This window comes from Plantactinospora sp. B6F1 (genome assembly GCF_040120695.1).
In the GTDB taxonomy this organism is placed as follows: domain Bacteria; phylum Actinomycetota; class Actinomycetes; order Mycobacteriales; family Micromonosporaceae; genus Plantactinospora.
Window position 1 is genome coordinate 123,023 of sequence record NZ_JBEEAC010000017.1, and the last position, 12,527, is coordinate 135,549.

Consider the following 12,527-nt stretch of genomic DNA (forward strand, 5'->3'; position numbering starts at 1 on the left):
TGACACCGGTCCGCAGAAGCCTTCCGCCCCGGAGGCCCGCCGCGTGGGCGCGGCGGGCCTCCGTGCGGTTGGCGGTCGGTCAGGCTCCCGCCCGAATCGCCTGCAGGGTCGGCAGCGACTGCTGAGCGGTCCACCGGCTCGTGTTTCGGGTGGCGTCCATGCTGATCCGGGCACGGTCGAGTGGCGGCCCCTGCAACCTGCCGCGGTAGTACAGCTCGAAGTCCCACGCCCGATCGCCGTTGTACGCCACACAGGTGTGTTGAATCTCGACGGTGACCAGCCGCCCCATGGAGTCGTACTCCCGGATCGTCTGGTCACTGCAGCTCGGCGCCAGCTTCGTGACGACCGACTGGTAGCCGCTGATCAGGCCGTCGAGCAGGGCGGTGGTGGAGAGGCCGTACTTGGCGAAGGCGACCATGGCGATCGCGTAGATGACCCCCATGAGCTTGCCGATGGTGTCGGCCGCCGGGAGGCTCTGCACGGCGTTGAAGTACGACTTGGACAGCGTCGCGCAGTCGACGGCGCCGTTGACGAACGGGCCGAGCAGGCTCCCCGGCATGCTGTCGATCTGAGCGATCTTGGTGACCGCCGCCTCGGTGCAGGCCTGGACATCGGCGGCGGCGATCGTGTCGATGTGGTTGAGGATGTCCTGCTTGGCGTTCTCGACGGCGGCGATGATCTCTCGCTTGGCCCGTTCGAGATCACCGCTGCCCCCACTACCGAGGCTCTGCACCACCTGCACGGCGATGTTGGCCCAGGTGGCCCAGGACGCCTGGACCGGCCGTGCGGTGCCGCTGACGGTGAGCACCACGGCAACGGTGGCGGCGACGACGCCGTTAACGAATCTACGTCTCATGTACGCACTTCCTCCTCGGTTCGACATCACGGGCGTTACGGGAGTGGGACGCCGTTGCGCAGCAACACGTCCAGGGCCTGCTGCGCGAGCACTCTGGCGGTGTTGGCCATCAGGAAGTCCTGGACGACGGCCTCCCTGATCATTCCTGGAATCGGCGGACCGCCGTCGATGGAGTACTCGTTGGTGCCCGCCCAGTACACGGCGCGCACGCTCCGTCCGTCGTACGAGCAGCCGTACGAGATCATCCCGGCGTTGGGGACGCCACCGTAGCTGCAGTTCGGGGTCATCTCCCGGATGAGGTATTCCAACCCCTGCCGGAAGTAGGGCCGTTGGGCCTGCGCAAGGTTCGTACCCTCGTCGGCGTCGACCATGAGGTAAGCGGCGTTGAGCTCGGTGAACAGTACGATCATCGCTTTGCCGACGTCGTTGAGCGCGGCGTCCGAGTCCTTGACCGTGCCCAGGTGTGCCTTCGCCGAGTACGCCGCGTCGTGCATGCTGTTGATCGCCGGGCCGGCAAGCCACGGCACCCGCAGCAGCTCGGCTTTCGTCAGGGCCGCCTCGGCCTTGCCGCGGAGTTCGTTGGTGGTCTCGCTGTCGAGCCGCGCGAGCACATCGGCCTTCGCCCCGTTGACAGCGCCGATCACCTCCTGGATCAGCTCGTTGATCTCGGCCGGGGTGTACCGGCCGTCGCTGCCCTTTTCGTAGGCACTGATCAGGATGTCGACGAACACCCAGTAGCTGCCGTTGCTGTCACTGGCCTTCGCGGGCGTCGGGGTGCCCGCCAGGGTCATGGCCAGAGCCAGCGCGACGGCGGCGACGCCGCGCAGCAACTGTCTCGCCGCCCGCACTCTGATTCTTCGCATCGTTGCCTCCTCCTACCGTGCCGCGCAGCGTCGGGAGGGCCCGAGGCGCGGTCGCGTAGCCGGTGCCGCCCATGCAAGCAACGGCGCGGCAGCGCGCGGGTCGCCGTGATCTTTCCGTTACCGACATTGCCCAATCACGCAACCGGTCCGGATCGCCGGTCGCCCCTCTACTAGACGCAGGTGCCGCAGAAGTGGTCCTTGCGCGGCTGGCTGACCTGGCCTGGCGTCGGGTCGAGGACAGCCGGCGAGGGCGGCGGGACGGACGGCCTCCCGGTGGCCTCGCCGGTGATCGTGCCGCTGGCGCCGGCCGCCGCCGCTGGCACGGCAAGCGCCAGTGCCGCCACGGCCACCATGATTCGCTTCACCAAGATTCGCCTCATCGTTCACCCTCCATCTCCGCAGGCCCGGTGCCCGGTGGCTCGATCAGGTTCTGGGCGCCTACGGCGAGCCCGAGTTGGAAGCGGTTCCCGACGCCCAGCCGGTCCATCAGGGCACGGAGCGTGCTCGACACCGTCCGCCGGCTGATCCGCATCGCCCGCGCGGCGCTCGCGTCGGTATGCCCCTGCGCGAGCAGCCTCAGCAGGTCCCGTTCCCGATCGTCGAGCGTTGGCCGCGGCGCCCGGCGCTCCTGCCGGGTCACGGACGCCTCCCACTGCCGATGAAAGAGCGCGACCAGCGCGCCGACCACCGCCTCCTGGGTGATCTCCAGGTATCCGTGGTCCAGGTCTTCCGGGCTGACCGGTAGCAACGCCGTGCGGCGGTCCATCACGATCAACTTCACCGGTGTCTCGGTCGCCTGCCGGTACTCCGGCCGCAGGTCGTCCTCCTGCCGGCCGTGCGCGACCAGCGGGTCCTCCGCGTCCGCCGGCAACGCGCCCAGCACCCGCACGCGTACGCCACGACTGAGCAACGCGCGATCCATCGGTACCGCCGAGCGGGCCGACTCGGCCTCGTACGAGCGCTCCGGCTGCATCGCCAGGTGCTCGTGCCGTACGGTCCTGACGAGCTCGGCCAGCCGGGCCCGCGTCAGCTTCCGGCTCGGCAGGTGTCGCATGCCGTCGTCGAGTGGCACCGGGCCGCGCAGGACCTCGGGCAGCCTCATGGACCGGCGGGCGGCCCGGGCGCTGGCGTAGTGGCGCCGCTCGCGGAGTGCCGGCACCACGCGGCTGGGCTCCAGCGGCGTCCAGCGGAGTGCCCGGCGGCCCGGTCGATGGTCGACCGCGCCCGCCGAGAACAGCTCGTCGAGGCCGCGGGCGACCCGGTGCCGGGACATGCCGAGGCCGCGCTCAAGCTGCCCGGCCGTCTGCGAGCCGAACATCAGCATGCAGCGGAAGATGAGATCCGCGTCCGGAGACAGGCCCCAGACCGACAACGACGGCGCTTCGGGACCGAGCACGACGCGGTAGTTCGGAGGCGCCTTCCCGAATCTCGACCTCGGTGCGCCGCCAAGGTCAGCCACTGCGTGGTCACGCATCCCGCGTCTCCTGCCCGTGTGACCGCGCCTGAGCCTGCCCTCCGGCCAGGCGCCTGCGCCAGAGGATCGCGTCTCCGCGGGGGCGCGGGTATCCGTGAAACTACGGAATCTGTCGAGCCCCGCCTATCCTTGGCCCAGCAGCGAGTCTGGGGAGGCGCCGTGGCCGCGGATGCGCCGCTCGTCGGCCGTGATGCCCAACTCGCGGCGCTGGACCGGGCCGTGGCGGCGGTGGCCGGCGGCGGGTTCGCGGTGGTCAAGCTGGGTGGTGAGCCGGGCATCGGCAAGACCCGCATGCTGCGTGCGCTGGAGCAGCGGGCGGCAGCGGCCGGCCTGCTGGTCTGCGCGGGCCAGGCCACCGAGTTCGAGCAGGATGTGCCCTTCGCGACGTACGCGGAGGCGCTCCAGCCACTCCTGTCCGGGCAGGACGTCGGCGAGGAGGGCGACGCCGTGTCGCGGGCGGTCAGCGGCCACGCGGCCACCGGCTCGGCCTCGTCTGTTGGCCGGGCGCGCATCTATTCCGGGGTACGACGGCTGCTCGACGGTGCCCGCCCGCCCGGCGTCGCGTTGCTCCTCGACGACCTGCACTGGGCGGACTCCCCGTCGCTGGAGCTGACCGAGTACCTGATCCGCAAGCCACCGCGGCGGCCGGCGCTGGTGGCGGTGGCCTTCCGCACCGAGCAGCCACCGTCCGGCGTGGTCGACGCGATCGCGCACGTCGGTCCGGCCGCTACCCAGATCAGCCTGCCGCACCTCGGGCCGGCAGACGTCGACGCACTCCTGCCGGAGGTGCCGCGTCGCCGCAGAGCACTGATCGTGCGCGCCAGCGGCGGGAATCCGCTCTACGTCCAGGCGCTGTCCCGGCTCCGCGACGACACACTCGCCGCGCTGGTCGACGAGGACGACCTCGACGCCTCGGAGAGCCACATCCTCACCGGTCTGGTCACCGACATCGCCGATCTCGACGAACGGCTGCGGCGCATCGCGTACGCGGCGGCGGTCGCCGGTTCCCACGCGCCGATCGACCTCGTCGCGTACGTGGCCGAACTGCCGACCGAGGTGGTCATCGCCGGCGCCGACCAGCTGCACCGGCGCGGGCTGATCGACGTCGATCGCGGCCAGATGCGGTTCCGCCACCCGCTGGTACGCGCCGCCGCGCACGAACTGGCCGGCCCGGCGTGGCGGGTCGCCGCGCACGCCCGCGCGGCGGAACACCTACGGGCGGGCCACGGCTCGCTTCAGGTGGTGGCGCACCACATCGCGCGCTCGGCCCAGCCCGGTGACGCAGCCGCCGCCGAGGTGCTGATCGAGGCGGGGCTGGCCTTCACGTACAGCGCGCCCGCTCAGGCCGCCCGCTGGCTCGGCATGGCCCTACGCCTGCTGCCGGATCCCGACCGCCTCGGTGACCGGCGGCCGACGGTGTTGTTGCGGTACGCCCGCGCGCTCGGCCTCGGCGGCGATCTGGAGGGCAGCCGGGAGGTACTGCGCGAGCTGGCGCACGCCGACGACCCCGTACGCACCGAGGCGGCGGCCTTCCGCGCGGTCGTCGCCCGCCTGCGTGGCGACATAGACGAGGCGGCGACGCTGCTCACCGCGGAACTGGACGGCAAGCGGCTGCCCGCGACGGCCGGGGGGAAACTGCACGTGGAACTCGCCGCGATCGGGGCGCTCCGCGAGGACGGCGAGGCGACGCTGCGCCACGCGGAGCGCGCACTCGCGCTGTTCGGCGACGATCGGCCGCCGCTCGCCGCCGCGGCCCGGGCGCTGCAGGCCTTCGGCTGCCTCCAGGAGGGCGACGTCGCCGCCGCTCGACGCCATGCCGCCGCAGCGGCCAGGCTGGCCGACGTCGCGACCGGCCCGACGCTGCGCCCGCACGTCGAGCTGTTCGGCCCACTGGCGTGGGTCCACATGCAACTGGGCGACCTCGACGCGGCCGCCAGGGAACTCGACCGGGCGGCTGAGGTCGTGGAGAGCGCTCGGGACAGCAGTGCGCTGCCGTACCTGCTGATCGTGCGGGCCGCGTTGCAGACCCGGCTCGGGCACCTGGAGCCGGCCATCCAACTGACCGAGGAGGCCGTGGTCGCGGCCGGTCGGATCGGCAGCGTCGAGATGCGGGCCATGGCGGAGGCGGTGTCGCTGCGCCCGCTGCTCTGGACAGCCGGACCGTCCGCCACCATCGCCGCCGCCGACCGCCTCCGCGCGACCGGCCGACCACGTTCCCGGATGTGGTGGCGCGTCGCGCAGGTCAACCTCGCCATCGCACACCTGGCCGCCGGTAGGACCCGCCCCTGCCTGGAAATCGTCTCCGGCCCGCCGGAGTCGTGGCCGACCGGGCCGCCGACCGCCGTGCCGCGCGACGCCCTGCGCGCCATCGCGCTGGCCCGGTCGGGTGACATCGGCGGCGCTGGACGGTTTGCCAGCCGGGCCGGAGCGCTGGCCGACGCCGCGGGCCTCCGCTATGAAGTCGGCTGGGCGACCTGTGCTCGCGCGTACGTGGCGACTCTGGCCCGTCGCTTCGACGAGGCCGCCGCGCTGGCCGACCAGGCCGCCGACCGGCTCGCCACCGCCGAGGCACCCGTCGAGGCGGCACTTGCGCGGCACCTGGCCGGCATCGCACACCTCCGGGGTGGCCGGCCCGGCACTGCCCGGGAGGCCCTGCGGCGCGCGCGGGACGGCTACGAGGCGTACGGCGCGACCTGGCTCCTGTCGGTGCTCGACCGGCATCGGGCCGAAGCCCCGCCCCGGGTGGCACTCTCGGCGCGCGAGCGCGAGATAGCCGAACTGGTACGGACCGGGCTGACCAACCAGGAGATCGCGTCCCGCCTCTTCCTCAGTCGCCGCACGGTCGAGTCGCACCTGTCACGCGTCTTCGCCAAGCTGGGCGTACATTCGCGCACCGCCATGGCCGGCCGGATCGCCGCCGAGTTCGAAGCCGAACCCAGGGGTTGAGCGGGTCGACATCGGACGGTCGTCGACGAGGCCCCGACCGCTCCCCTCCCCTGGCTACTCGACGACGTCCGCCTTGCGAACTCGCCGGAGCGATCCGGCGCGGCCTCGATCTCCTCTGTCGTACGGATCCGGACCCACCAGGTCCCACGAGGAGTCAACGGGGAGACCGGCCGACGACATCGTCATACGACCTCCGGACTCTGACCTCAACATCCTGTGACCCAGATCTCACTCCCGGAACGTCAAAGTCCGCGGTGCGGCCGCGAGGTAGCGGCAAGCACCCACCAAGGAGGAAGCCATGGCCACCACCGTCGCCACCGTTCCGGCCGTACGCCGCTCGTCCGACCGCCTGCTTCTCGCCGGCAGCCTCGCCGGACCGGTCTTCTTCGCCTCGGCCGTGACACAGATGCTCACCCGGGAGGGCTACGACATCACGCGGCACCCGATCAGCCAGCTGGCCACCGGACGCCTCGGCTGGATCCAGATCACCACATTCGTGCTCGCCGGCCTCGGCGGGATCGCCCTCGCCATCGGTCTGCGACGCACGCTCACCGAAGGCACCGGTCGACGTGTGCTGCCGATCTTCGTCGGGATCTTCGGCGCCGGGCTCGTCGCGGCCGGGATCTTCACCATGGATCCGGAGTACGGCTTCCCGGTAGGTACTCCCGACGGACCCGTCGCCGAGATGTCCTGGCACAGCATCGCGCACTCGGCGGCGGCCGCCGTCGCCTTCACGGCGCTGGCCGCCGCCATCGTGCTGACCATCCGGTACGTCCGCCGTCGGGCCGCGCTGCCGGCGGTGCTGAACGGCCTCGCCGCGCTCGTCCTGCTGATGCCGATGTCGCCGGACCACATGAGCATTCAGATCGCCGTCAACGGTCTGGTCGCCTTCACCTGGACGACGGTCGTCGCCCTTTCCCCGCGCCGTTCGAACCGCTCGGCGTAGCGTGACCCGAAACCCGCGAGAATGAGGACCACCATGAAGTATTTGCTGCTCAGCTACACGCCGGCCGCCGCCTGGGACGCCGCGACCGCCGGCACACCTTCCGAGGAGGCACTGGCCGCGTTCGCCGCTTACCAGCGATTCGAACAGGAACTGGTCGAGACCGGCGAGTTCGTCAGCAGCGAGGGACTCGGTCACCCGGCGGTCAGCACCACGGTCCGCAAGACCCCGACCGGGGTGGTGGCCACCGACGGCCCCTTCCTCGAGCTCAAGGAGGTCCTGGCCAGCTTCGCGGTGATCGACGTGGGCAGCCAGGAGCGCGCCGTCGAGATCGTCTCGCGGATGGTCGAGGTACTGGGCGAGCCGATGGAGATCCGGCCGATCATGGGCGCGGACTTCGTGGCATGACCTCCCGCACACCGTGTCGCCGGACGGTGGCAGAGCGTCGCCGGACAACGACAGACCGGGAGGGCACCCGAACGGCGGTACCGGGGTGACCCAAGACGTCGAGCACCTGCTGCGCACCGAGGCGCCGCAGGTCCTCGGCGCGCTGGTGCGGCGCTTCGGCCACTTCGACATCGCCGAGGACGCGGTACAGGAGGCCCTGCTCGTCGCCAGCAGGACATGGCCGACGGACGGGGTACCGGAGAACCCGCGCAGCTGGCTGGTCCGGATCGGGTACCGGCGGATGGTCGACCTGCTCCGCACCGACCAGGCCCGACGCCGCCGCGAGCGACACGCCGGCATGAGCGAGCTGGCGATGCGGGATCCGACCCGCCAGGCGGGTCCTGCGCGGGAGACCGACGACAGTCTCACGCTCCTGCTGCTGTGCTGCCACCCCGCACTGAGCCCGACCTCCCAGGTGGCGCTCACCCTGCGCGCGGTCGGCGGTCTGACGACCACGGAGATCGCACACGCCTACGGGACGACCGAGAACACCATGGGCGCCCGGATCAGCCGTGCCAAGCAGCAACTGGCCCGGGCCGGCGCCCGGTTCACCCCGCCGACCGACGCCGACCGCGCCAGCCGGATGGGGGCCGTCATGCAGGTGCTCTACCTGATCTTCAACGAGGGCTACACCGCCTCCACCGGAGACGAACTCACCCGCGTCGACCTGACCCGCGAGGCAATCCGGTTGGCCCGCATGCTCCGTGACTCCGTGCCGGACGACCCCGAGGTAACCGGACTGCTCGCCCTGATGCTGCTCACCGAGTCGCGGCGCACCGCCCGCACCGACGGCCACGAGTTGGTGCCGCTGGAGGAGCAGGACCGGACACGGTGGGATCCGGAACTGATCCGCGAGGGCACGGAGCTGATCGACAGCGTCTGGCGGCGGCGCGAGGTCGGCCCGTACCAGTTGCAGGCGGCGATCGCGGCCGTGCACGCCGCAGCCGCGTCGCCGGACCGGACGGACTGGCCGCAGATCGCCGCCCTGTACCTGGGACTCGAACGACTCACTCCGACCGCGCCGGTACGGCTGAGCCGGGTGGTCGCGGTCGCGCACGCGTACGGGCCGGCCCGAGGGCTGGCCCTGCTCGACGACCTCAACCGGCGGCACCACCTGGACGAGGAGCCGCTGACCCGGCAACGCGAACGTGCGATCCGCGCACATCTGCTCGAGATGACCGGTGACCCGGCCGGCGCGGCGGCGCGGTACCGCGAAGCGGCCGCCCTGACCCAGAACCAGGTCGAACGGCGATATCTCCAACGCCGGGCCCACCGCCTCGACTGACCGACCCGCGGCCGACGGCCGGGATGCCGCAGGGCGGTTCAGGCGACGAGCAGGCGAAGACCGAGCTCTGCCGTGTCGAGGGCGAGGAGGTCGCGGTTGCGCTCGGCCCACCGGCCGGAGGCGAGGTCTTCGCGGAGAGTGCTGACTGCCCGTTGCTCAGCCTGCGGTCCGACCCTGGTCCATACCGAAACCGCGCGCCGGACATGCTCCTCCAGGTACGCCTCGGGCCGGCGCCAGTACGCTTCGAAGAAGCCGTCAGCGCAGTCCCAGGGGACCGGCACCGGCTCCGCACGTCCACCGATCGCGTGCGTCAGGTCGGCCAGGGAGGGCCAGCCGACGAGGAGGTCTGCGAACTCGGGCAGGTAGTCGCGGGTGAGCCAGAACCGCTGACGCCAGCCGGTGTCATCGGCGTCGTAGGTGAACACCACCACCCGGCGGGCCACACGCCGCATCTCGCGCAGCCCGGCGACCGGATCCGGCCAGTGATGGACGGTGCTGACGGCCATCGCGGCGTCGAAGGACTGGTCCTCGAACGGCAGACTCTGCGCGGCCGCCGCCACGCAGGGCGCCGCGTCCGCGGGACGCTGCGCCCGCATGACCGCCGACGGTTCCACCGCCGTGACGTCGCGGTCGGGGGGTTCGTAGGAGCCGGTACCGGCCCCGACGTTCAGCACCGATCGGGCGTCTCCCAGCGCATCCCAGATGCGCGCGGCGATCCGTGGTTCGGTGCGCCGCGTCGCCGGGTAGGCGGATCCGATGGTGTCGTACAACCGGGCACCGAACACTTCAAGCTGTTCTTCCGGCGTCGTCCTGATACCCATTGCGCGCGCCTCCAGTTCCCTGTCTATGGCCGTCACCATTGAACCTTTTTCAACCTCCCCTTGCGGTCCGTCTGAGCGCAAGGTCGGACGCGGTGTGTGAGCGCCGCGCGGTTCAGGCTGAAGAAGGTTCAGTCAGATGGACGGTCTCGACGCCACTCCAGTGCGGTACCTGCCCAGCGCAGCCGCAGCACAGTCCTCGGCGGTGAGGTGGGCGAACCGGGCCGGGTCCAGGGCGCTGGTCACCGCTTTCAGACCCTGCTCGTCGTGCATCATGGCGGCGAGCACGCGGGCGGCTCCCGCGGCATGGGTCACCCAGATCGCCTCGGCCACCCAGAGACCGTCCGGTCCGACTCGACCGACGAGCGGCATCTTGTCGGGTGTGATGGAGAGGACCCCGGCGAAACGCCGCTCCGGGGACCAGCGGTGGGCATCGGGGAACGCCTGCAGCGCGGCGGCGATCGCCTGGTCCAGGGGGGTACTCGACCAGGGCACCTCTGCGGTCCACGTGAGATCCGGCGCCGGCACGGGATCGTGGCCGGACGTGCCGAGCCCGTCCCGGTCGCCGTGGTCGCGGGCGTAGCTGCCCAGATCTGGCCACCGGACCAGCGGAGCGGCTCGGTGCGTCCCGGTGTGGGCGGACGCGTAGACGTACGGATGGACCACGGGGACCAGAGGGAGCCGTACGCCGGCCAGCGCGGAGATCCGAGGACCCCAGATGCCACCGGCGATGACGACGTCGTCGGCCGGGAAAGTCTCCGTCGGCGTATGAACGCCCGTGATGCGATCACCGTGCGTCCGGATGCCCGTCACGTCAGCGTTGGCCACGAACCGCGCGCCGGCGGCCCGCGCACGTGCCCTCAGTTCGGCGGTGATGTACGTGGCGTCGGCGGCGCCGTCCAGCGGCAGGTGCAGACCGAGTCGTGCCCGTGCACCGTCCACCATCCGCGGAGCCAGCCGGGCAGCCTCATCCGGCGCACAGAGGCGCGCGGGAATATCTGCGGAGTTCGCTTGCTCCAGCCGACGCAGGAGCCCACGGCACCCCTCCGCCGTCCATGCGATTTCGACGGCACCGGTGCTACGGAACGCCGAGCGACCGCCTCGGTCGAGCCGTCGATACAAGCGGATGGTGTCACGAGCCAGCTCGATCATGATCGGATGGTCGGCGATCATGCCGACAAATCCCGGGGCGTGGCCGGTGGAGCCGGGCAGCCGACCCGCACCCGCCCGATCGACGACGGTCACGGAGCAGTCGCCACTGAGACTGAGCTGCTCAGCGACCGCCGTACCGACAATGCCGGCACCAATGATCACAATAGAACGAGACACGGCGATGCACGATAGCAATCGCCTCCAAACAAGATCAATAAAAGTCCCGCCTTTACATGCGCCATGATGATATGTCAAGCAGCTACTGGCGCCTCGATCTGATGAAACTCCCTTGATATGATCTACGTCCCCCCTTACATTGATCGATGTCCGCCAGGATGGGCGGCTAGACGGCCCGCATGCCGTCGAGTTGATCACGGGGGAAGTAACGGTGGATCATGTCCACGATCAGGTGACCGCGACGGTCGACGGCATTCCGATCTTCGACGTTGTCGGCATTGGATTCGGCCCAGCGAATATTGCGCTCGCTGTTGCGCATGCCGAGGCTGGCGGCACGGAGTCGATGCATTTTCTGGAGGCAAACTCCGGGCCTGCGTGGCAACCGGGAATGCTGATGGAGGGCACCGACATCCAGCACAACCCGCTGCGCGATTTCATCACTCCCAAGAATCCCTGCAGTCCTTTCGGGTTCCTCAGCTATCTGAAGGCCAACAATCGGCTGTTCCACTTCCTCAACCTCGACTCTCCCTATCCGCCCCGATCCGATTACGCCCGCTACGTGTCCTGGGTGGCAGACCACTTCGCCAGCCAGGTCTCCTACAACACGCAGGCGACCTCTATCGCGCTGGGCAGGCTACGGGACCCCGCCACCGGGCGCCGCCTGGTCCGCGTCAGCACTGAATCCGGCGACATCCTCGGGCGGGCGCTATCCTTCGCACCGGGACGGTCGGCGAACATTCCGGAACCGTTCGCGAAGCTCCTCGGAGATCGGATATTTCATTTCACGGAATACGTGCAGCGACGTGACGGGTGGCGAAAGGACAAGAAGCCGGCGAGCGTGGCGGTGATCGGCGCGAGTCAAAGTGCCGTCGAAATCCTCCTTGACCTCCACGCAACGTTCCCCGACACCAGGATCAACAGCGTGTTTCGAGCCTTCAGCTATGTGCTGAAAGACACCAGCCCTTTCACCGAGGATCTACTCTTCCCCAGCCACACGGACTACTTCTACCAGGCGTCTCCGGAGTCGAAGAAGGCCCTTACCGAGCAGGTACGGAGAAGCAACTACAGCTCGGTCGACCACGACGTTCTGAAGCACCTGTACTTCCTCCGGTACGAGCAGGCGGTCCGTGGCGACGAATCGATCTCCGTGCGGAACAACACCGACGTGCTGGAGGCCGCCTGGCATGGTGACCAGATCCGGATACAGCTGCTGGACCGGCACACCGGCGACGCCGACGCACTCGACGTGGACGCCGTGGTGCTCGCCACCGGATTCCGCAACTTCGGTGTCGGTGAGCACGAGGAAGTTTCTCATCCGTTGATGCGTGACCTGTACGGTCGCTACGAGAAGAATCCCGACGGAACCTTGCGGGTCACTCGTGACTACCAGCTCGTTCCCACTGCGGCTGACGCCGACGCACCGCCGATCTTCCTCAACGGTCTCTGCGAGTCGACCCATGGACTTGGCGACGCCGGCTCGTTCAGCCTGCTGTCGTACCGGGCGTTCGACATCCACCGCACACTGACCGCCGCGGTGAGCGGGCGCGCACTCACCGACCTCTGACC

Annotated in this window: 10 protein-coding genes and 1 pseudogene; 5 read left to right on the forward strand and 6 right to left on the reverse strand. The window is 70.2% G+C overall.

Features of this window, described 5'->3' with window-relative positions; all coding sequences use genetic code 11:
• Positions 1-79: 79 nt before the first annotated feature.
• The 4 genes from ABNF97_RS21655 to ABNF97_RS21670 all read right to left on the reverse strand — a co-directional run bounded on the left by ABNF97_RS21655 (position 80) and on the right by ABNF97_RS21670 (position 3,193).
• Positions 80-856, reverse strand: a complete 777-nt coding sequence (locus ABNF97_RS21655; RefSeq protein WP_349339589.1) for a hypothetical protein — start codon at positions 854-856, stop codon at positions 80-82.
• Between the two features lie 35 nt (positions 857-891).
• Positions 892-1,719 (reverse strand): hypothetical protein, encoded by an 828-nt coding sequence (locus ABNF97_RS21660; protein WP_349339590.1) that lies wholly within the window; start codon positions 1,717-1,719, stop codon positions 892-894.
• A 170-nt stretch (positions 1,720-1,889) separates the two neighbouring features.
• Positions 1,890-2,099, reverse strand: coding sequence for a hypothetical protein (locus ABNF97_RS21665; RefSeq protein ID WP_130464698.1), 210 nt, complete (start codon positions 2,097-2,099; stop codon positions 1,890-1,892).
• Positions 2,096-3,193: a LuxR C-terminal-related transcriptional regulator gene (locus tag ABNF97_RS21670; protein WP_349339591.1), complete on the reverse strand. Its 1,098-nt coding sequence runs from the start codon at positions 3,191-3,193 to the stop codon at positions 2,096-2,098. The genes ABNF97_RS21665 and ABNF97_RS21670 overlap by 4 nt, the downstream gene beginning before the upstream one ends.
• Positions 3,194-3,352: 159 nt before the next feature.
• Between ABNF97_RS21670 and ABNF97_RS21675 the strand changes: the two genes are divergently transcribed.
• The 4 genes from ABNF97_RS21675 to ABNF97_RS21690 all read left to right on the forward strand — a co-directional run bounded on the left by ABNF97_RS21675 (position 3,353) and on the right by ABNF97_RS21690 (position 8,814).
• Positions 3,353-6,139, forward strand: a complete 2,787-nt coding sequence (locus ABNF97_RS21675; RefSeq protein ID WP_349339592.1) for an ATP-binding protein — start codon at positions 3,353-3,355, stop codon at positions 6,137-6,139.
• Between the two features lie 298 nt (positions 6,140-6,437).
• A complete protein-coding gene (locus ABNF97_RS21680; protein ID WP_349339593.1) occupies positions 6,438-7,085 on the forward strand; it encodes a DUF998 domain-containing protein in 648 nt (215 codons plus the stop codon).
• A gap of 33 nt (positions 7,086-7,118) precedes the next feature.
• On the forward strand, positions 7,119-7,490 hold the full coding sequence (locus tag ABNF97_RS21685; RefSeq protein WP_349339594.1) for a YciI family protein: 372 nt from the start codon (positions 7,119-7,121) through the stop codon (positions 7,488-7,490).
• An 85-nt stretch (positions 7,491-7,575) separates the two neighbouring features.
• Entirely contained in the window at positions 7,576-8,814 is a 1,239-nt protein-coding gene (locus tag ABNF97_RS21690) for an RNA polymerase sigma factor (protein ID WP_349339595.1), read from the forward strand.
• Between the two features lie 38 nt (positions 8,815-8,852).
• Here the strand turns inward: ABNF97_RS21690 and ABNF97_RS21695 are convergent.
• Positions 8,853-9,677: pseudogene (locus tag ABNF97_RS21695) on the reverse strand (class I SAM-dependent methyltransferase); the annotation flags it as partial.
• 90 nt (positions 9,678-9,767) lie between these two features.
• Positions 9,768-10,979: an NAD(P)/FAD-dependent oxidoreductase gene (locus ABNF97_RS21700; RefSeq protein ID WP_349339596.1), complete on the reverse strand. Its 1,212-nt coding sequence runs from the start codon at positions 10,977-10,979 to the stop codon at positions 9,768-9,770.
• A 193-nt stretch (positions 10,980-11,172) separates the two neighbouring features.
• Between ABNF97_RS21700 and ABNF97_RS21705 the strand changes: the two genes are divergently transcribed.
• Positions 11,173-12,525, forward strand: a complete 1,353-nt coding sequence (locus tag ABNF97_RS21705; RefSeq protein ID WP_349339597.1) for a SidA/IucD/PvdA family monooxygenase — start codon at positions 11,173-11,175, stop codon at positions 12,523-12,525.
• Positions 12,526-12,527 lie beyond the last annotated feature (2 nt).